This window comes from Mycobacterium sp. 1081908.1 (genome assembly GCF_001673535.1).
Lineage (GTDB): Bacteria > Actinomycetota > Actinomycetes > Mycobacteriales > Mycobacteriaceae > Mycobacterium.
Genome location: NZ_LZLY01000021.1, coordinates 52,968 through 72,982, shown reverse-complemented (window position 1 = coordinate 72,982; position 20,015 = coordinate 52,968). Strand labels below are relative to the sequence as shown.

Here is a 20,015-nt window from a genome sequence, read left to right as displayed (position 1 = left end):
TCCTAGACTTCGCGGTGCCCTGATAGCCACGACTCGAAAGGGGGTCCGCCGGATGCGATTCCTGCACACCGCCGACTGGCAACTGGGCATGACCCGGCACTTCCTCGCCGGCGACGCCCAGCCGCGGTATTCGGCCGCGCGCCGCGACGCGGTGGCCGGGCTGGGCGCGCTGGCGTCGGAGGTTGGCGCCGAGTTCGTCGTCGTCGCCGGCGACGTCTTCGAGCACAACCAACTCGACCCGCGGGTGATCGGACAATCCCTGGAAGCCATGCGCGCCATAGGGATTCCCGTCTACCTGCTCCCCGGCAATCACGACCCGCTCGACGCGTCGTCGGTGTACACCGGCGCGCTGTTCACCGCCGAACGCCCCGACAACGTCACCGTCCTCGATCGGGCCGGCGTCCACGAGATCAGGCCCGGGCTCGAGATCGTCGCCGCCCCATGGCGCTCCAAGGCCCCGACCACCGACCTGGTCGCCGAGGTCCTCGACGGCCTCACGCCTAGCCCAACGACCCGCATCCTCGTCGCGCACGGCGGCGTCGACGTCCTGGACCCCGACCGCGACAAGCCCTCGCTGATCCGGCTCGCAACACTTGAGAACGCGCTCCAGCGAGGCGTCGTCCACTACGTGGCGCTGGGGGACAAGCACTCGCTCACCAAGGTCGGCGACAGCGGCCGGGTCTGGTACTCCGGCTCGCCGGAGGTCACCAACTTCGACGACGTCGAATCGGACCCCGGTCACGTGCTCGTCGTCGACGTCGACGAGAGCAAAAACGTCACTGTCGCGCCCCGGCACGTCGGGCGCTGGCGCTTCGTCACCCTGCACCGCCAGGTCGACACCAGCCGCGACATCGCCGACCTCGACATGAACCTCGACCTCATGACCGACAAGGACCGGACCGTCGTGCGGTTAGCGCTCACCGGATCGTTGACGGTCACCGACCGCGCCGCCCTCGACGCGTGCCTGGACCGGTACGCGCGGCTGTTCGCCCACCTGCGCACCTGGGACAGCCACACCGACCTGGCGGTGGTCCCCGCCGACGGCGAGTTCACCGACCTCGGCATCGGCGGGTTCGCCGCCTCGGCCGTCGACGAGCTGGTGGTCACGGCGCGCGACGCCGACTCCGAGCAGACCGCCGACGCGCAGGCGGCGCTGGCCCTGTTGCTGCGCCTCGCCGATCGGGGCGCCGCGTGAAGCTGCACCGCCTCGTCCTCACCAACTACCGCGGCATCGCCCACCGCGACATCGAGTTCCCCGACCACGGCGTCGTGGTGGTCCACGGCGCCAACGAGATCGGCAAATCCTCGATGATCGAGGCGCTCGACCTGCTGCTGGAATCCCGGGACCGCTCCACGAAAAAGGAAGTCAAGCAGGTCAAGCCGACCCACAGCGACGTCGGCTCCGAGGTGAGCGCCGAAATCAGCTGCGGGCCTTATCGTTTCGTCTACCGCAAGCGGTTCCACAAGAAGTGCGAGACGGAGCTGACGGTGCTGACGCCGCGCCGCGAACAGCTCACCGGCGACGAAGCCCACGAACGGGTCCGGGCGATGCTGGCCGAGACGGTCGACAACGACCTCTGGCACGCCCAACGGGTGTTGCAGGCCACGTCGACAGCCGCGGTGGACCTGTCCGGCTGCGACGCGCTGTCGCGAGCGCTCGACGTGGCCGCGGGTGACGCCGCGGCGCTGTCCGGCCACGAGCCGCTGCTCATCGAGCGGATCGACGCCGAATACGGCCGCTACTTCACCCCGACCGGACGGCCCACCGGCGAGTGGGCCACCGCGATCAAACACCTCGACGACGCCGAGGCCGCCGTCGCCGAATGGACGGCGGCGGTGGCCGAGGTCGACGACCGCGTGCGTCGCCACGCGGACCTGACCGAGCGGGTGGCCGACCTGTCCCAGCGGCGCGCCGCCGTCGGCCCCCGCCTCGCCGCCGCGCAGCGCGCCGCCGAGCGGATCGCCGAACTGACCAACCAAGCCCGCGAGGCCGGGCTGATCGCCGACGCCGCGGCCGCCACCAGCGCCGCGGCCACCGCCGCCCACGACGGGCGCGCGCGCCTGCTCACCGCAATCGAAACCCGCACCGCGAGCGTCGCCGCCGCCGAGGCCGACGCGCAGCAGGCCGCCCAAGCGCGCGAAACGGCGGCGGCCGACGCGCAGGCCGCCCGCGAAGCCGTCGAGGGAGCCGTCCAACTCCTGGCCGACCTGCAACACCGCGCCGAATCCGCGCGGCGCGCCCTCGACCAGCTCGCCGCCCGAGAGGAGGCCGACCGGCTCGGCGCCCGGTTGGCCAAGATCGCCGCCCTCCAGCGCGACCGCGACCGCGTCTGCGCGGAGCTCGCGGCGGTCAAGATCACCGAGGAGTCGCTGCGGCGAATCGAAAACGCCGCCGCCGCCGTCGACCTCATCGGCGGGCAGCTGGCGTTGACGTCGGCCGCGGTGGAATTCACCGCCGTCGCCGACATCGAGCTCGCCATCGGCGACCAACGTCTAGAACTGCCCGCCGGCCAGAGCTGGTCGATCACCGCGACCGGCCCCACCACCGTCGAGCTGCCCGGCGTGCTGACCGCGCGGGTCACCCCCGGCGCGACGACGCTCGACATCCAAGCCAAATACGCCGCGGCGCAAGAAGAATTCACGAAAGCGCTGAAAGACGCCGATGTGCCGGACCTCGCGTCGGCGCGGTCCGCCGACCAGCGCCGCCGCGAACTGCAGGGCGGCCGCGACCAATTGGACGCCACCGTGTCCGGGCTGTGCGGCGACGAAGACGTCGACGACATGCGGTCGCGGCTGGCGCAGCTGCGCGCCGATCACCCGGCCGACCCCGGCCTGGCAACGGACCCCAAGGACCCCAAGGCCGCCCGCGCCGAACTGGACGCCGCCGAGGCCGCCCGGCAAGCCGCGGCCGCCGAATGCGAACAACGCCGCCGCGCCGCATCAACAGCAGATGCGGCGCTCGCCGAGTCGTCAACCCGCGCAACGGTTTCCCAGAACCAGCTGGACAGTCACCGCGCCGAGCTGGCCACCGCCACCGACCGGCTGGCCCGGGAGCGCGCGGAGGTGAGCGACGAGGACCTCGCGTCGGCCGCGCAGGCCGCGTGCGACGCAACCCGAGCCGCCGAGCGGCGCGTCACCGAGCTCGCCGACGAGCTCGCGGCCGCCGCGCCGGACGGGGTCACCGCCGAGCTGTCCGCCGCCACCCAGGAAGCGGACGCGCTGCGCGACCAATACGAAGACGCCGCCCGCGCGATGCGCGAAATCGGCATCGAACTCTCGGTTTTCGGCAGCGAGGGCCGCCAGGGCAAACTGGACGCCGCGCAGACCGAACGCGAGCACGCCGCCAGCCAACACGCCCGGATCGGCAGCCGGGCACGGGCAGCCCAGCTGTTGCGCTCGGTGATGACACGCCACCGCGACACCACCCGGCAGCGCTACGTCGAGCCCTATCGCACCGAACTGCAGCGCCTCGGCCGCCCGGTGTTCGGCCCCAGCTTCGAGGTCGACATCGACAGCGACCTGTGCATCCGCAGCCGCACGCTGAACGGCGTCACGGTGCCCTACGAATCGCTGTCCGGCGGCGCCAAGGAGCAGCTCGGCATCCTGGCGAGGCTGGCCGGCGCCGCCCTGGTCGCCAAGGAGGACAGCGTCCCCGTGGTGGTCGACGACGCGCTGGGTTTCACCGATCCCGACCGCCTGGCCAAGATGGGGCAGGTGTTCGACACCGTCGGCGCGCACGGCCAGGTGATCGTGCTGACGTGCAGCCCCGACCGTTACGACGGTGTCCCGGACGCGCACCGGATCGACCTCAACGTTTAGCATGTAGCGCTCGACGGTATCTGTCTTGTGGAGCGCTATGACCATGAACTCGAAACGGCGTCGGCAGCAGGAAAAGCTGGCGGCATCGCCCGGTGTGCGGGCGGTGCGCCGGCCGGTGTCGCCGGCTAGCGCCGAAGAGTTCGATCTCTACTACGTGCGCGGCGGCCGCAAGTCCGACCACCCGCTGGTGATCATCCCGGGAGGACCGGGCGTCGCGTCGGTCCAGATGTACCGGGGGCTGCGGCGCCGGGTCGCCGCTGCGGGCCTCGACGTCATCATGATCGAGCATCGCGGCGTTGGGATGTCGCGCCACGACGACTCCGGCGCCGACCTGCCGCCCGACGCCCTCACCGTCAATCAGGTCGTCGACGACGTGGCCGCCGTGCTCGACGATGCCCGCGTAGAGACGGCCGTCATCTACGGAACGTCGTACGGCACCTACATCGCCGCCGGGGTCGGCGTGCGCCACCCCGGCCGGGTGCGGGCGATGGTCCTCGATTCGCCGCTGCTGTCGCGGCACGACATCGTGATCGTGCGCCGCGCGATCCGCCGGCTGCTGCTCCGAGGGGACAGCCCCGAAACCGCCCCGCTCGCACCGAAAGTCCGCAAACTCGTCGACGCCGGCGTCATGACGGCGGCGGCCACCCAGGTGGTCGCCACGGTCTACGGCCACGGCGGGGCCGCCCTCCTCGACCGGCAACTCGACCTGCTGCTCGACGACCGAAAGGTGTTGTGGTGGGCGTTATCCCGATTCGCGACCCTCTCCAACCTGCCGTACCGCTACGAGGAAGACCTGGTGAGCCGCATCGCGTTCCGCGAACTCGACTACGCCGCCGAGCCCGACGGCCTGCCGCTCGACCCCGCCGTCGCCGAGCGGGAAAACCGAACCCAGACGGCGACTTTCGAGGACGAACCCTACGACCTACCCGCCGAAATGCCGAGCTTCGGCTGGCCCACCGCGGTGATCTCCGGCGGCCGCGATCTCATCACGCCGCCCCCGGTCGCCCAGCGGGTCGCATCCCTGATTCCCAACGCACAGCTGCTCAAGCTTCCCACCATGGCCCACAGCGCGCTGGACTTTCGCGAGCCCGCGGCCCTGGCCATCGCCGGCGCAGTGTGCCGCCGTGAATTCGAGGGCCTGGCCGCCCAGGCGCCGGCGCTGGACGAGCTCCCGCCGCGGCCGTCGGTTCGCTTGCTGTGGAAGGCGATCGAGCTCGCCGCCATCGCCGAGGGAGCGCTTCCGGCGCTGCGGGTCCCGACGATGTCGCGGCGGCGGCTCAGGTCCGGATGAACCCGATCGCGGTGTAGTTCAGGTCGCCGAGGCCGGCCGCGCCGAAATTCGCCAGCGTGCTGCGCACCGCGACGTCACCGGGGGACTGCGTGAGCGGCAGGCTGAATCCCTCCGCCCAGATGAGCTTGTCGAGGTCGTTGGCGAGCGCCTGCGCCTTGGCGGGATCGAGCTCTTCCAGCGTGCGCTCGATCGCGGCGTCGATCTCCGGGCTGCCGATCTTGCCGAAGTTGCTCGCCCCGTCGGACTGGTAGATCTGCGTCAGCGACGAGAGCGGGAACGCGTCGCCGAGCCAGCCGAACTGCGCCATGTCGAACGCCCCGACGTTGACGTAGTTGGTGAAAAAGCCGCTGCCGGAACGCGCGACGAGCTCGAGCTTGACGCCGATCTGCGCGAGGCTGTGCTGGGCGATCTGCGCGAACACCTTGCTGCCCTGCGCGTCGTAGAACAGGTCGCGGATGACCAGCTGGCGGCCGTCACGTTCCCGGAACTGTCCGTTGAGCTTCCACCCCAGGGCATCGAGCTCCCGGCTCGCCGCGGCCGGGTCGTACGGCACGACAGAGCTGTTGTCCTGGTAGCCCTGCTGCCCGGCGACGTAGATGTGGTTGCCCAGCGCCACCGGGTTGCTGGTGAGGCCGTACTGGACGACCTTGGCGATGGTCTGCCGGTCGATGCCCTTGGCCACGGCGACCCGTAATGCCTTGTCTTCCAGGATCGCCCCGTGGGCGCCGTTGAAGGTGAAGTGTGACCAGCTCGGCGCGGGGGCGCGCCGTATCGAAATGCCCTTGGTCCGTTGCGCGATCGTCAGCTGGTCGACGGTGCCGATCCCGGCCGCGTCGATCGTGTTGTTCTGCAGCGCCGGTATCCGGGCCGCGTCGTCGAGCACCAGGTAGGTGATGCTGTCCAGCCGCGGCCGCGCCCCCCACCATTTCGGGTTGCGGGTCAACACGATTCGCTGCGTGGTGCGGTCCAGCGAGGACACGATGAACGGACCCGCCGTCGGGCCCGGCCCCTCCAGCTGGCCCTTGTTGAACACCTCCGGCGTGGCGGTCATGCTCGCCGGCAGCAGCATGCCGTTGCCGGCGAACATGCCGCGCCACTCGGCGTACGGCTTGGCGAACGTCATGATGGCCTGCCGGTCGTCGACCCCCCGCGTCACCGACGCGACGCGGTCGGCGCCGCTGAATCCCGCGATCTCGAAGGCCTTGTCGACGCCGGACAGGGCGTGGATCTGGCTGGCGATGTCCTGCCAGGTGATCGGCGTACCGTCGGACCACACCGCCTTGGGGTTGATGGTGTAGGTGACCACCTGCGGGTTGGTCCCGGTGAGCTCGACGCTGGTGAAGTAGTCGGTGTCGACGGTGGTCGAACCGTCCGGCCCGATGACGAACGCCCGCGGCAACGTCGCCTTCATCATCGAGGCGACCTCGGCCGAGTTGCCGTCGATGCTGAGGATGTTGAAGTTCGGCGGAAAGTCGCTGAGCGAGAGCCGCAGGTTGCCGCCGTCCTGCAGTGTCGCGGGGTCGCGCGGGTTGAGGTCGCTGGTGGTGCCGATCGAGGCCTTGTTGCCCGTCGTGGGTGTGAGGTCGATGGCCGGCGAGCATCCGGTCAGCACCAACCCGGCGACCAGCAGCAGCACCGCTACCCTAGACATATTTCCCCGGATCCGGTTGCGGCACCGCGCCCAGCAGCCGCCGCGTGTAATCGTGCTGCGGATTGGCGAACAGCTGCTCGCTGTCGCCCTGCTCCACGATGGCGCCGGCGTACATCACCGCCACGTCGTGCGCCAGGTGTTTGACCACCGAAAGGTCATGGGAGACGAACAGATACGACAGCCCGAACCGCTCCTGCAGGTCGAGCAGCAGGTTGATGATCCCGGCCTGGATGGAGACGTCGAGGGCGGACACCGGCTCGTCGAGGGCAAGGATCTTCGGCTGCAGCGCCAGCGCCCGCGCGATGCCGATGCGCTGCTTCTGCCCGCCGGAGAACTCGGCCGGGTAGCGGGTCGCGTCCGCGCGGCGCAGGCCGACGATCTCGAGCAGCTCGGCGACCCGCGCGAACGTGGCGGTCTTGTCGAAGCCGTTGGCCCGCAACGGCTCGGCGAGCAGCTCGAAGACGGGCAGCCGCGGATCCAGCGACGCCACCGGATCCTGGAACACGACCTGGATGTCACGGCGCAGCTCGCGCCGCCGCGCCGGGTTCAACGAGGCGACATCGTTGCCCAGCACTTCGATCGAACCGGACTGCGGCGCAACCAGTTCCAGTATCTCGTGCAGGGTCGTCGACTTGCCCGAACCCGACTCGCCGACGATGCCCAGCGTCCGGCCCTGTCGCAGCTCGAAGCTGATGCCGTCGACGGCGCGGACCTCACCGACGGCGCGGCGGAACACCACGCCCTTGGTCAGCCGGTAGGTCTTGACCAGATCGCGCACCCGAACCACGACCGAGGAGTCACCGGGAGCCGCCTCGATGCGCGCCGAGGTGTTGACCCCGTAGATGTCCGCGGCGCTGCGATCGCCGACCTGATCGGTGCGGATGCAGGCGGCCCGATGATCGACAGAGACCTCGATCAATTCCGGTTCGGCGGCGCGGCATTCGTCGATGGCCAGCGGGCAGCGCGGCGCGAACGGGCATCCCGGATCGAGCCCGGCGAGGGACGGCGGCGCGCCGGGGATGGGCACCAGCCGGGTGCCCTGCGCGGCGTCCAGTCGGGGGACCGAACCCAACAGCCCAACCGTGTAAGGCATCTGGCGGGCGCGGTAGAGGTCGCTCACGCCGGCCGATTCCACCACCCGGCCGGCGTACATCACCAGCGCCCGGTCGGCGAACTCGGCGACGACGCCTAGGTCGTGGGTGATGATGAGCACCCCCGCGCCCGTGACGTCGCGGGCGGTCTTGAGCACCTCGAGGATCTGCGCCTGCACGGTGACGTCCAGCGCGGTGGTGGGCTCGTCGCAGATCAACAGGTCCGGATCGTTGGCGATCGCGATCGCGATGACGACGCGCTGCCGCTCGCCGCCGGACAGCTCGTGCGGAAACGCCCGGGCGCGCCGCTCGGGCTGCGAGATGCCAACCAGCTCAAGCAGTTCGACCGCGCGCCGGCGGGCGGCGCCACGGCCGACGCGCGGCTGGTGCACCTCGATCGCCTCGGCGATCTGGTCGCCGACGGTGTACACCGGCGTCAGCGCGGACATCGGATCCTGGAACACCATGCCGACCGTCTTGCCGCGCAACCGTGACATCGCGTCGTCGCCGAGTCCCAGCAGCTCGGTGCCCTGCAACCGGACCGAACCGCGCACGCGCGCGTACTCCGGCAGCAGCCCCACCACCGCCATCGCCGACACGGACTTGCCCGAACCCGATTCGCCGACCATGGCCACGACTTCGCCCGGCTCGATGCGGTAGCTGATGCCGCGCACCGCGGTCACCGGCTGGCCTTCGGTCGGGAACGTGACGGCCAGGTCGGAAACCTCCAGCAGGTGGCTCATCCCCGACCCATCCCGCTGCCCGGGTCGAGCGCGTCGCGCAGCCCGTCGCCGGTCAGGTTGGCGCACACCAGGATCAGCACCAGGACCCCGGCCGGGAACAGGAACACCCACGGGAAGGTGGTCGCGGACTGGGTGCCGTTGGCGATCAGCGTGCCCAGCGACACGTCGGGCGGCTGGATCCCGAAACCGAGGAAGCTCAGGCCGGTCTCGGCCAGGATGGCCGACGCGACGTTTAGCGCGGCGTCGATGATCAGGATGGACGCCACGTTGGGCACCACGTGGCCGACGATGATCCGGCGGCTGGAGACCCCCATATACCGTGCGGCGCGGATGAATTCGCGCTCACGCAGGCTCATGGTCATGCCGCGGACCATGCGCGAGCTGATCATCCAGCCGAACGCGGCCAGCAGCAGCACCAGCAGCAGGACGCTGGACGACTTCTTCACCCGCGGCGTGAGGATCGCGATCAGGATGAAGCTGGGCACGACCAGCAGCAGGTCGACCACCCACATCAGCGCCCGGTCTCGCCATCCGCCGAAATAGCCGGCGACCGACCCGACGGTCGCGGCGATGCCGGTGGAGATGAACGCCACGCAGACGCCGATCAGCATCGACTTCTGCATGCCCCGCAGGATCTGCGCCAACAGGTCCTGGCCCATCGCGTTGGTGCCGAGCCAGTGCCGGGTGTTCGGCGGCTGCAGCAGCGCGTTGAAATCGAGGTCGTCGTAAGAGTAGGGCAGCAGCGAGGGCAGCGCGTAGCAGCCGACGAACAGCAGCACCAGCAGCGTCAGCGACGCCACCGCGAGCCGGTTGCGCCCGAACCGCCGCAGCACCAACGTCCGGCGTGAGGCGAACCCCTCCGGGCGCGAAACCCCCTGCGCCGCAGACACTTCAGAGGTCATGAGACGCGCACCCTCGGATCGAGCGCCGCGTAGAAGACGTCGGACAGCAGGCCGGCCAGCAACACCACCGTGCCGGAGAACAGCGTGATCGCCGCGATGATGTTGGTGTCCTGGGCCGTAATGCCCTGCACCAGCCATTCGCCCATGCCGTGCCAGCCGAAGATCTTCTCGACGAACACGGCCCCGACGACCAGCCCGGCCACCCCGTAGGCGAACAGTGTGGCCAGCGGTATCAGCGCGGTGCGCAGCCCGTGCTTGAACAGCGCGCGCCGCCGGGTCAGCCCCTTGGCGCGGGCGGTGCGAATGAAGTCCTGCCCGAGGACGTCGAGCATCGCGTTGCGCTGATAGCGGCTGTATCCCGCGGCGCCCATCAGCGCCAGCGTCAGCGTCGGCAGGATCAGGTGCCGCAGCCGGTCCACCAGCTGCGGCCAGAACCCGCCCGGCACCCCCGGAGAGGTCTCGCCGGTGTAGTCGAAGAGATGCACGCCGACGGCCCAGTTGGTCCGCAGCGCACCCAGGATCAGCAGGTTGGCGATGACGAACGAGGGGGTGCTCAGCACGAGCAGCGCCAGCAGGGTGACGACGCGGTCGCTCAGCCGGTACTGGCGGATCGCGCCCCACGCCCCGGCGACGATGCCCAGCACGGTGCCCACCACGGAGCCGACGACCAGCAGCCGCAGGCTGACCCCGACCCGGCGCCACAGCGTGGCGGCGACGGGCTGTCCGGTGATGGTGGTGCCGAAGTCGCCGCGGGCGACGTGCGAGGCCCAGTTCGCGTACCGGATCGGTATCGGCTTGTCCAGGCCGAGCGCGTGGGCCTTGGCGTCGATGACGGCCTGCGGCGGGCGCGGGTTGCGCTGCAGCAGGCTGTCCAGCGGCGAGAAGGCCACCGAGGTCAGGCAGTAGGTCAGAAACGACGCCAGCGCCAGCAGCACGATGTAGTTGAGCAACCGGCGCGCGAGGAAGCGAATCATGCCCGACCGAGCCGCCCGTTCCGCATTGGGACAGGTTAACCAGCCGTGCTCGTCCTTGTGATCCGGCCGATTTTCATGCGTGAATTACGGGTGACTCGTTGTTACTTTCAGGCCGCCACACCCAGAGGAGGCTTGCGTGACGGTTACCGATGACTACCTGGCCAACAACGCCAAATACGCGAGCACCTTCAAGGGCCCGCTGCCGATGCCGCCGAGCAAGCACGTCGCGGTCGTCGCGTGCATGGACGCGCGGCTCGACGTCTATCGCCTGCTCGGCCTCAACGAGGGGGAGGCCCACGTCATTCGCAACGCGGGCGGCGTCGTCACCGACGACGTCATCCGCTCGCTGGCCATCAGCCAGCGGCTGCTGGGGACCCGGGAGATCATCCTGATCCACCACAGCGACTGCGGCATGCTCACCTTCACCGACGACGACTTCAAGCGCGGCATCCAGGACGAGACCGGGGTCAAGCCGCCATGGGCGGCCGAGGCGTTCCCGGACGCCGCCGAGGACGTCCGGCAATCGCTGCGCCGCATCGAGAACAGCCCGTTCGTGACCAAGCAGGTCTCGCTGCGCGGCTTCGTCTTCGACGTCGCGACGGGCAAGCTCCAGGAAGTCACCCTCTAGCGCTCGCCCCTTTCGCGACCCGCTTTCGCCGAGCGTGCAGCCACGGCGAAAAATTCGCCGGATTTTCGCCCTGAGTGCACGCTCGGCGAAGTATTAACCCACCTTGTACGTGGCCAGCGCCTTGGCGACCAGCGTGCCGGACGGGTCCACGATCTCGGCCTCGCAGTTGACCAGCGACCGGCCGCGCCGCAGCACCCGGCCCACCCCGATCAGGTCGGTGGCCCGGGCCGGCGCCATGTAATCCAGCGCCATCGACACCGTCACGCCGCGCAGTGACGGGGGAGCGTCCACGCCGCACCACGCCGCGGCCATGACGGTCAGGTCGGCGAGCGTGGCGATGGCGCCGCCGTGCACCATGTCGCCGACGGTGACGTTGGAGGGATCCCACGGCAGCCGCAGCCTGACCTCGTCGTTGCCGAGCTGATCGGCGACGATCCCCAGCTTCGCGACGAATGGCGATTGGGGGAGGAATTGCGAGATGACATCGCGGCCGCTCTGCGTTTCAGTTGCCATGCGTCCATGCTTTCGCACCGGCGAGCCACCGCAAATACCCGGCAGGTCATTGACACTGGCCGGGCCGGCTGGTTCTATATAGGACAATGACCATAAAGATGGTCAATTCGACCACCTTTATCAACAAATAGATCTGCAACCGATACGACGAGGTGACCATGACCAGCGTTGCCAACGCGGCCCCCGCCGCGGGCCAGTACGAGCTGAGCCATCTGCGCTCGCTCGAGGCCGAGGCGATCCACATCATTCGGGAGGTGGCCGCGGAGTTCGAGCGCCCGGTGCTGTTGTTCTCGGGCGGCAAGGACTCCATCGTGATGCTGCATCTGGCGCTCAAGGCGTTCCGGCCCGGGCGGCTGCCGTTCCCGGTGATGCACGTCGACACGGGCCACAACTTCGACGAGGTGATCGCCGCCCGCGACGAGCTGGTCGCCGAGTCGGGGGTGCGGCTGGTGGTGGCGTCGGTGCAGGAGGACATCGACGCCGGGCGGGTGGTCGAGACGATCCCGTCGCGCAACCCGATCCAGACCGTGACGCTGCTGCGCGCCATCCGGGAGAACAAGTTCGACGCCGCGTTCGGCGGGGCGCGCCGCGACGAGGAGAAGGCGCGCGCCAAGGAGCGGGTGTTCAGCTTCCGCGACGAATTCGGGCAGTGGGACCCCAAGGCCCAGCGGCCCGAGCTGTGGAACCTGTACAACGGCCGGCACCACAAGGGCGAGCACATCCGTGTCTTCCCGCTGTCCAACTGGACCGAGTTCGACATCTGGTCGTATATCGGCGCCGAGAAGATCAAGCTGCCGTCGATCTATTTCGCACACCGGCGCAAGGTGTTTCAGCGTGACGGCATGCTGCTGGCGGTGGACCGGCACATGCAGCCGCGCGCCGACGAGCCGGTGTTCGAGGCCACGGTGCGGTTCCGCACGGTCGGCGACGTCACGTGCACCGGGTGCGTGGAGTCGGAGGCCGCCACCGTGAGCGAGGTCATCGCCGAGACGGCGGTGGCGCGGTTGACCGAGCGCGGCGCGACCCGGGCCGACGACCGCATTTCGGAAGCTGGAATGGAAGACCGCAAACGGCAGGGTTACTTCTGATGACAACGTTATTGAGGCTCGCAACCGCCGGCTCCGTCGACGACGGCAAGTCCACCCTGATCGGGCGTCTGCTCTACGACTCCAAGGCCGTGATGGAGGACCAATGGGCGTCGGTGGAACGGGCGTCGGAGGAGCGCGGTCACGACTACACCGACCTGGCGCTGGTGACCGACGGCCTGCGGGCCGAGCGCGAGCAGGGCATCACCATCGACGTCGCCTACCGCTATTTCGCTACTCCGAAGCGGAAATTCATCATCGCCGACACGCCGGGGCACATCCAGTACACCCGCAACATGGTCACCGGCGCGTCGACCGCTCAGCTCGTGATCGTGCTCGTCGACGCCCGCCACGGCCTGCTGGAGCAGTCCCGCCGGCACGCCTTCCTGGCGTCGCTGCTCGGCATCCAGCACATCGTGCTGGCGGTCAACAAGATGGACCTGATCGACTGGGACAGAGAGAGATTCGAGTGGATCCGCGACGAGTTCCACGCCTTCGCGGCCCGGCTCGACGTGCAGGACGTGGCCACCATCCCGATCTCCGCGCTCAACGGCGACAACGTGGTGACCAAGGGGGACAACTCGCCATGGTACGAGGGTCCGGCGCTGCTGTCGCACCTCGAAGAGGTCTACATCGCCGGTGACCGCAACCTGGTCGACGTGCGCTTCCCGGTGCAATACGTCATCCGGCCGCAAACCCACGAGCATCGCGACCACCGCAGCTACGCCGGGACCGTGGCCAGCGGGGTGATGCGCCCCGGCGACGAGGTGGTGGTGCTGCCGATCGGCAAGACCACCCGGATCACTGCGATCGAGGGCCCCAACGGTCCTGTGGAGGAAGCGTTTCCGCCGATGGCCGTCTCGGTGAGCCTGGCCGACGACATCGACATCTCGCGGGGCGACATGATCGCCCGCACCCACAACCAGCCCCGCGTCACGCAGGATTTCGACGCGACCGTGTGCTGGATGGCCGACAACTCGGCGCTGGAGCCCGGCCGCGACTACCTCATCAAGCACACCACCCGGACCACCCGCGCGCGCGTGACCGCGCTGGAGTACCGGCTCGACGTCAACACCCTGCATCGCGACAAGGCCGCAACGGCGTTGCAGCTCAACGAACTTGGCCGCATTTCGCTGCGTACCCAGGTTCCGCTGCTGCTCGACGAGTACACCCGCAACTCCAGCACCGGCTCGTTCATCCTCATCGACCCGAACACCAACGGCACGGTGGCGGCGGGGATGGTGTTGCGCGACGTCTCGGTGCAGACGTCCAGCCCCAACACCGTGCGGCACAAGTCGCTCGTCGGCGAGGGCGCCCGCACCCGCGGCAAGACCGTCTGGTTCACCGGCCTGTCGGGGTCGGGGAAGTCGTCCGTGGCGATGCTGGTCGAGCGGACGCTGCTCGAAAGCGGTGTTCCCGCTTACGTTCTCGACGGCGACAACCTGCGGCACGGCCTGAACGCGGACCTGGGCTTCTCCATGGCCGACCGCGCCGAGAACCTGCGCCGGCTGGCGCATGTGGCGGCGCTGCTGGCCGACAGCGGCCAGGTGGTGCTGGTGCCGGCGATCAGCCCGCTGGCCGAGCACCGCGAACTGGCGCGCAGGGTCCACGCCGACGCCGGCCTGGAATTTTTCGAGGTCTTCTGCGACACGCCGCTCGACGAGTGCGAGAAGCGTGATCCCAAGGGGCTATATGCGAAAGTCCGCGCCGGTGAGATCGAGAACTTCACCGGCATCGACAGCCCGTATCAGCAGCCCGAGAATCCCGACCTGCGGCTGACGCCGGATCGCGGCGTCGACGAGCACGCGCAGAGGGTCATCGACCTGCTGGAGTTGCGCCCGTAACCAATCCGTAGGCCAGTGGCACAATCCTCACCATGCGGATGTCGGCCAAGGCGGAGTACGCGGTGCGGGCGATGGTCCAGCTCGCCACGGTCGACGGCGGCACGCTGGTGACGACCGACGAATTGGCCCAAGCCCAGGGCATCCCGCCGCAGTTTCTCGTCGACATCCTCACCAACCTGCGCACCGATCGCCTGGTGCGCAGCCACCGCGGCCGCGAGGGCGGCTACGAATTGGCCCGCCCCGGAAACGAGATCAGCATCGCCGACGTGCTGCGCTGCATCGACGGCCCGCTGGCCAGCGTCCGCGACATCGGGCTCGGCGATCTGCCCTATTCCGGGCCCACCGCGCCGCTGTCCGACGTGTGGCGGGCGCTGCGGGCCAGCATGCGCTCGGTGCTGGAACAGACCACCGTGGCCGACGTCGCGGCCGGAGCCCTGCCCAAGCACGTCGCGCAGCTCGCCGACGACTATCGCGACCAGGAACACGTGCGGCACGGATCGCCGCGCAGCGGCGATTAGCGGCCCGAGCCATAGGGGCGCGTGAGGATCTCCATGGCATGGCCCGAGGGATCCAAGAAGTACACGCCGCGGCCGCCGTCCCTGGTGTTGATCTCGCCCGGGCGCCGGGCGCCCGGGTCGGCCCAGTGCTCCAGCCCGCGCGACGTGATCTTGCCGTAGATCGCGTCGAAGTCGTCCTCGGACACCAGGAATGCGTAGTGCTGGCGCCGGATCTCTTCGCCCTCGGGGGCGTCGGCGTAATCGAGGGTGGCGCCGTGCTCGAGCGCGACGGCCATGAAGGGGCCGAACGGCTTGGGGCTGGGCAGGCCGAACAGTTCGGCGAGGAATTCCGCCGACTCCCGTTTGTTCCGCGAGGCGACGATGGTGTGGTTGAAACTGATGGGCATAGTTCCTGTCTACCCCCCGGATCGCTACTTGGGCGCCGTCAGCTCCAGGGCGATGTTGTCGGGGTCGCGGAACTCCAGGATGTACGACGGGCCGATGTCCTTGACGGGCTCGTGCACGACCCCGACCTCGTCGAGATGCTCTGCCGCGGCGTCCAATTCGGCCCTGCTGCCGAGCCGGAACGCGATGTGGTCGAGTCCGCAGCGGTCCTCGTTGAAGCGGTCCGTGGCCACCGGCCGCAGGCCGAGCAGCGTGCCGCCGAGGTCGTAGATCACGCCGCCGAACAGGAAGCCGTACAGGTTTCGGATGGCTTCGTCGGCGTTCTCGGGGACCTCCAGCAGCACCGGCCAACCGAACACGCTCTCGTAAAACCGGCGTGACCGCTCGATGTCCGTGACGGTCAGCCGCACATGCGCGATGGAGGTACTGGTGATACCCATCTGCTTCATGGTGCCAGAATCGCGTCTGTGCAGATAGCGATGACCATGCCGGTGATGGAGCCGGACCTGGACGCGACGGTGCTCGAGAATTGGGCCAGGGCCATCGACGAGGGCCCGTTCTCGTCGCTGTGCTGGGGCGAGCGCATCGCGTTCGAAAACCCGGACAACCTGACGCTGCTCGGCGCGCTGGCCGCGTGGACCACCCGGGTGCGGCTGATGACCACGGTGATCGTGCCGCAGCTGCACGACCCGGTCATGCTGGCCAAGGGCCTGGCCACCGGCGACATGCTCAGCGGCGGCCGGCTGACGGTGGGCATCGGCGTGGGCGGCCGGCACGAGGACTATCACGCCGTGGGCGCCGACCCGGCGACGCAGACGATGCGCGGCATGGCCGAACGGGTGGCGGTGATGAAGCGGGTGTGGGCCGGCGAAAAGATCACCGAGTCGGTGCTGCCGGTGGGGCCGGTCCCGGTTCAGGCCGGTGGGCCGCCGCTGTTTGTCGGCAGCATCGGGCCGAAGACCGTCCGCAGCGCCGCGGCCTGGGCCGACGGGCTGGCCGGCACCACGTTGGACCTCAACGTCGCCAAGCAGAACGAGCTGTTCGACGTGGCGCGGGAGGCCTGGGCTGGGGCTGGCAGGCCCACGCCGCACCTGGTGACGTCGTTCTGGTTCGCGTTCGGCGCGCCCGAGCAGGCCCGCGCCCAGGTGCATCGGCACCTGCTGCGCTACATGAACTGGATTCCGGCCGAATACGTCGACGCGATGGCGCCGATGACCGGCTGGGCCGGCAGCGAGGACGAGCTGCTGGCGGTGCTGCGCAAGTTCGAGGGCATCGGCGCCGACGAGGTGCAGCTCATCCCGACGAGTTCGGACCTCGACCAGCTGCGCCGCGCCGCGGACGTGGCGGCCCAGCTCTAGGCCAGGCGGCGCTCCTCCTCGACCTCCGGTTGCTGCGGCGGCTGGCCCTTGCGCAGCGTGGCCAGCAGCTCGCGGTACGGGCCGACGAGGTAGACGGTGTCGCCGCCGCGAAGCCAGGCGTCGCGTCGCGGATGCAGTTCGACGGGCGTGTCCTGGCGGGTGATCGCGATGACCCGGGTCTGGGTGGACAGCTCGAACATCTTCAGCCCGTCCAGTTCGCTGCCGGCCGCCACGTGCATGGCGCCGACCATGAAGGAGCGCTGCCCCACCCAGAAGGTCCCCAGCACCTGCAGCCCCATCGCGGCGCCGATGAACCACGGCGCGGCCAGGTCGACGGTCGAGCGAACGTTTTCGAACCCGAACCGCTGCGCCACGGCTTCCCCCAGCGCGCGGTCGTAGATGCGCAGCACGATCGGGACGTCGGTCCGGACCACCTCCGGCATCACCCGCGGACCCAGCATCTCGCGCAGCACGATCCCGGTCTCGATGTTGGTCATGTCGTCCTGGGTCAACAGCGCCACCGCGCGGGCCCGGTCGACGCGGGCCGACGCCAGGGTCTGGCGCAGCGTGGCGTCGCCGAAGATCACCGGCACGTCCAGGTCGTCCGCGGCCGACAGGAAGCGGTTGTTGTCGTCGCGCTCGATGACCGCCACGTCGTACCCGGCGGCGGCCAGGTCGGCGACGACGCGGCTGCCGAACGAGCCCAGCCCGACGACGATGACGTGATTGTGCAGGTGGCGAGCCCGCCGGCGCCCGGCCGAATGGGCGAAACGCCGCGACAGCAGCAGGTCCGCCATGAACGCGACGAGTAGCGCCGTGGTCGTCACGCCCGCGAGCATCAGCATGATGCTGAACAGCCGCAGCCAGGTGGGCTGCTGCAGGAAGCTGAAGTCGCCGTAACCGACGGTCGCGATCGTCTCGGTGCTGAAATACAACGCGTCGAGCCACGTCATCTTCTGGTGCGGCTGGTAGGTGAAGCGCAACACGACCGTCGACCCGGTCAGCAGCAGTGCCACGGCGAACAGCGCGCGCGGCAGCATCGGGTTGACGTCGTCACGCAGGCCGCGCGCGGCGTCGAGCAGTCGGCGCAGCCAGGCCTGACGCGACCGCCTCGCGGTCGGTTTCGGGACCTTGATGCCGCGGGCGGCCAGCTCGTCGGCGGTGCCGATCATCGCGGTCCAGTCGCCAGCGTGTACCTGCAGGTCCCGGCCCGGACACGGCTCCACCGCACCCGGGTTGGCGCAGTTCTCGCCGTGAATGACCGCGACGGGTGCGAGGTCGCCGTAGATCTCGCGCAGCGTCGCGTCGCGCGGCGCCGCGGCGCCCGAGACGACGAACTGGATGCCCGCCGCCTCGAACGGGTGCACGGTGTGCGCCAGGCACGCCTCGACGACGGACGGCGCCGCGAGGTCCGCGACGTCCAGGATCGCGCCGGGGCGCTTGTCGGCGGCCATCGCCGTCCGCAGCACGTCGTTGGCCAGCCGCGCCACCACCCGCACGTCGGGGTTGGCTTTCCTTGCCAGCAAGGCGATTTCGAGATTCGTCGCGTCGTCGTCGCCTGCGCAGATCACGGCGCGGGCGCGGGCGATCCCCGCGGTGGCGAGCTCGGTCGGGCTGGTGAGCTTGACGATGTGCACGCCGGCGTTGTTGAGCTCCTCGACGATCGTCGTCGCCAGCGCGTCCTCGCCGCTGACGATGATGTGGCTACGCATGCCGGAGCGGCGGATCTCCCTATCTTCAGGGGCCATCGGTGCATTATCGCGGTCGCGGTGGCATCGCACGAGCCCACTGCCATACTCGGGCCATGCCCACACCGCGGCGCGGCCACGGCAGCATCGACATCGCCGCACCACCCGAGGTCGTCTACGACCTGGTCGCCGACGTGACGCGGATGGGCGAGTGGAGCCCGGAGTGCTACCGCTGCGAGTGGCTGGACGGCGCGACCGCGGCGGCCCCGGGCGTCCGGTTCCGCGGGCACAACCGGCTCGGACGCATGCGCTGGGCCAGGACGGCGGTGATCGAGACCGCCGAGCGGGGCCGCGAATTCGGCTTCGCCACCGTCAACGACGCCGCCGGCCGCGAGGAAACCCGCTGGCGCTACACGATGGAACCGTCGGCGTCCGGCACCCTGCTCACCGAGTCGTTCGAATTCCTGTGGTGCTCGGTCGCCAACAGGCTTGCCGAGGCCCTCGTCCCGCGGGGGCGTCAGGTCAACCGCGGCATCGAGGAGACGCTGCGGCGCGTCAAGCGCGCCGCGGAGGCGCTACAGGACTTTGAAGTCCGAGGGTGACCAGAACGCCCGCATCGACGTGATTTTCGCGTCCTCGTCGAACGTCATCGTCGAGATCGGGGAGAGCCGGCTGCGGCTGTCGCCGCCGTCGAGCGTGAGGTGCCACAGGAACGCGGCTTCGCTGCCACCGACCCGGATCTCGACGAGTTCCGTGTCCTTCTTGGCGTCCTGGAATCCGGCGTAGAACTCGCGGATCGCGTCGTGGCCGCGGCGGATGTCCGCGCCGATGGGGTCCTCGAGGGTCGCATCGTCGGCGTAAAGCGCCACGATGTCGTCGGTCTTGGCGGCGGCCACGAGCGCGAGGTAGCTCTTGACGGTCTCGGTGATGGCTTCGGGGGATGGCATGGCTTGGGACGCTACCGCACCGGTGATACTGGGCGACGTGCCCTTCATCGAATGCGTCGCTTCCCGCGAGGTCTATCGGAACCGATGGCTGGTGGTGCGTGAGGACCAGATCCGCCGCCCGGACGGCAGCCCCGGCATCTACTCGGTGATCGACAAGCCGACCTACGCGCTGGTGATGCCGTACGACGGCAACCGTTTCCGGCTGGTCGAGCAGTTCCGCTACCCCCTCGGCGCGCGGCGCTGGGAGTTCCCGCAGGGCAGCGCCCCCGATCACGCGGAGGCCGACCCGCACGAGCTGGCCGAGCGGGAGCTGCGCGAGGAGACCGGCCTGCGCGCGACGTCGATCGAGGCGCTGGGCCTGCTGGACGTGGCCGCCGGGATGACGAGTCAGCGCGGCTGGGCGTTCCTGGCCACCGGCATCGTCGAGGGCGAGGCGGACCGCGAGCACGAGGAACAGGACATGCACAGCGAATGGTTCTCGCGCGCGGACGTCGAGGAGATGATGCGCACCGGGGTGATCGTGGACGCGCAGTCGATCGCGGCCTACGGCCTGTTCCTGCTGAACGAGCGATGACTTCC

The 20,015-nt window shown here is 69.6% G+C and carries 19 protein-coding genes; 10 read left to right on the top strand and 9 right to left on the bottom strand.

From position 1 onward, the window contains the following. The first annotated feature begins 52 nt into the window (after positions 1-52). From A5655_RS03855 to A5655_RS03845, 3 genes are read left to right on the top strand one after another with little or no spacing between them, the layout of a single operon-like run. On the top strand, positions 53-1,195 hold the full coding sequence (locus A5655_RS03855) for an exonuclease SbcCD subunit D (protein ID WP_067005739.1): 1,143 nt from the start codon (positions 53-55) through the stop codon (positions 1,193-1,195). After that, positions 1,192-3,819 (top strand): ATP-binding protein, encoded by a 2,628-nt coding sequence (locus A5655_RS03850; protein WP_067005737.1) that lies wholly within the window; start codon positions 1,192-1,194, stop codon positions 3,817-3,819. Before A5655_RS03855 ends, A5655_RS03850 begins: the two co-directional genes overlap by 4 nt. Positions 3,820-3,856: 37 nt before the next feature. Then, on the top strand, positions 3,857-5,110 hold the full coding sequence (locus A5655_RS03845) for an alpha/beta hydrolase (RefSeq protein ID WP_067005735.1): 1,254 nt from the start codon (positions 3,857-3,859) through the stop codon (positions 5,108-5,110). Here the strand turns inward: A5655_RS03845 and A5655_RS03840 are convergent. From A5655_RS03840 to A5655_RS03825, 4 genes are read right to left on the bottom strand one after another with little or no spacing between them, the layout of a single operon-like run. Further along, a complete protein-coding gene (locus tag A5655_RS03840; protein ID WP_067005733.1) occupies positions 5,097-6,761 on the bottom strand; it encodes an ABC transporter family substrate-binding protein in 1,665 nt (554 codons plus the stop codon). The two genes, A5655_RS03845 and A5655_RS03840, sit on opposite strands and share 14 nt — an antisense overlap. Beyond that, complete coding sequence (locus tag A5655_RS03835) at positions 6,754-8,595, bottom strand: ABC transporter ATP-binding protein (protein ID WP_067005731.1); 1,842 nt, start codon at positions 8,593-8,595, stop codon at positions 6,754-6,756. Before A5655_RS03835 ends, A5655_RS03840 begins: the two co-directional genes overlap by 8 nt. After that, complete coding sequence (locus A5655_RS03830) at positions 8,592-9,497, bottom strand: ABC transporter permease (RefSeq protein WP_067005728.1); 906 nt, start codon at positions 9,495-9,497, stop codon at positions 8,592-8,594. Before A5655_RS03830 ends, A5655_RS03835 begins: the two co-directional genes overlap by 4 nt. Further along, positions 9,494-10,471, bottom strand: a complete 978-nt coding sequence (locus A5655_RS03825; protein ID WP_067005726.1) for an ABC transporter permease — start codon at positions 10,469-10,471, stop codon at positions 9,494-9,496. Before A5655_RS03825 ends, A5655_RS03830 begins: the two co-directional genes overlap by 4 nt. Positions 10,472-10,607: 136 nt before the next feature. Between A5655_RS03825 and A5655_RS03820 the strand changes: the two genes are divergently transcribed. Beyond that, positions 10,608-11,099, top strand: a complete 492-nt coding sequence (locus A5655_RS03820) for a carbonic anhydrase (protein WP_067005724.1) — start codon at positions 10,608-10,610, stop codon at positions 11,097-11,099. Between the two features lie 93 nt (positions 11,100-11,192). Here the strand turns inward: A5655_RS03820 and A5655_RS03815 are convergent, their stop codons facing one another. Continuing rightward, positions 11,193-11,612 (bottom strand): PaaI family thioesterase, encoded by a 420-nt coding sequence (locus A5655_RS03815; RefSeq protein ID WP_067005722.1) that lies wholly within the window; start codon positions 11,610-11,612, stop codon positions 11,193-11,195. A gap of 158 nt (positions 11,613-11,770) precedes the next feature. On the opposite strand from A5655_RS03815, the gene cysD reads away from it, so the two are divergent. Genes cysD through A5655_RS03800 form a run of 3 tightly spaced genes read left to right on the top strand, consistent with a single transcriptional unit; the run spans position 11,771 to position 15,059 of the window. Then, positions 11,771-12,700, top strand: coding sequence for a sulfate adenylyltransferase subunit CysD (cysD, locus tag A5655_RS03810; protein WP_067005720.1), 930 nt, complete (start codon positions 11,771-11,773; stop codon positions 12,698-12,700). Next, complete coding sequence (gene cysC, locus A5655_RS03805) at positions 12,700-14,541, top strand: adenylyl-sulfate kinase (RefSeq protein ID WP_067005718.1); 1,842 nt, start codon at positions 12,700-12,702, stop codon at positions 14,539-14,541. The genes cysD and cysC overlap by 1 nt, the downstream gene beginning before the upstream one ends. Positions 14,542-14,573: 32 nt before the next feature. After that, complete coding sequence (locus A5655_RS03800) at positions 14,574-15,059, top strand: RrF2 family transcriptional regulator (RefSeq protein WP_067005716.1); 486 nt, start codon at positions 14,574-14,576, stop codon at positions 15,057-15,059. On the opposite strand, the gene A5655_RS03795 is transcribed toward A5655_RS03800, so the two are convergent. Both A5655_RS03795 and A5655_RS03790 read right to left on the bottom strand, forming a co-directional pair. Then, positions 15,056-15,445: a VOC family protein gene (locus tag A5655_RS03795; protein ID WP_067005714.1), complete on the bottom strand. Its 390-nt coding sequence runs from the start codon at positions 15,443-15,445 to the stop codon at positions 15,056-15,058. The genes A5655_RS03800 and A5655_RS03795 overlap by 4 nt on opposite strands. Before the next feature lie 24 nt (positions 15,446-15,469). Continuing rightward, on the bottom strand, positions 15,470-15,883 hold the full coding sequence (locus A5655_RS03790; protein ID WP_067005783.1) for a VOC family protein: 414 nt from the start codon (positions 15,881-15,883) through the stop codon (positions 15,470-15,472). Positions 15,884-15,922: 39 nt separating this feature from the next. Here A5655_RS03790 and A5655_RS03785 point away from each other — a divergent pair, with 39 nt between their 5' ends. Beyond that, the gene (locus tag A5655_RS03785; protein WP_067005712.1) at positions 15,923-16,801 is read left to right on the top strand and encodes an LLM class flavin-dependent oxidoreductase; all 879 of its coding nucleotides are present in this window, start codon (positions 15,923-15,925) and stop codon (positions 16,799-16,801) included. On the opposite strand, the gene A5655_RS03780 is transcribed toward A5655_RS03785, so the two are convergent. After that, entirely contained in the window at positions 16,798-18,513 is a 1,716-nt protein-coding gene (locus A5655_RS03780; RefSeq protein ID WP_067005710.1) for an NAD-binding protein, read from the bottom strand. The two genes, A5655_RS03785 and A5655_RS03780, sit on opposite strands and share 4 nt — an antisense overlap. 92 nt (positions 18,514-18,605) lie before the next feature. On the opposite strand from A5655_RS03780, the gene A5655_RS03775 reads away from it, so the two are divergent. Further along, on the top strand, positions 18,606-19,091 hold the full coding sequence (locus A5655_RS03775) for an SRPBCC family protein (protein WP_067005708.1): 486 nt from the start codon (positions 18,606-18,608) through the stop codon (positions 19,089-19,091). On the opposite strand, the gene A5655_RS03770 is transcribed toward A5655_RS03775, so the two are convergent. After that, complete coding sequence (locus A5655_RS03770; RefSeq protein ID WP_067005706.1) at positions 19,065-19,436, bottom strand: nuclear transport factor 2 family protein; 372 nt, start codon at positions 19,434-19,436, stop codon at positions 19,065-19,067. The genes A5655_RS03775 and A5655_RS03770 overlap by 27 nt on opposite strands. Between A5655_RS03770 and A5655_RS03765 the strand changes: the two genes are divergently transcribed. Next, positions 19,435-20,010 (top strand): NUDIX domain-containing protein, encoded by a 576-nt coding sequence (locus A5655_RS03765; RefSeq protein WP_156764677.1) that lies wholly within the window; start codon positions 19,435-19,437, stop codon positions 20,008-20,010. The genes A5655_RS03770 and A5655_RS03765 overlap by 2 nt on opposite strands. Positions 20,011-20,015 lie beyond the last annotated feature (5 nt).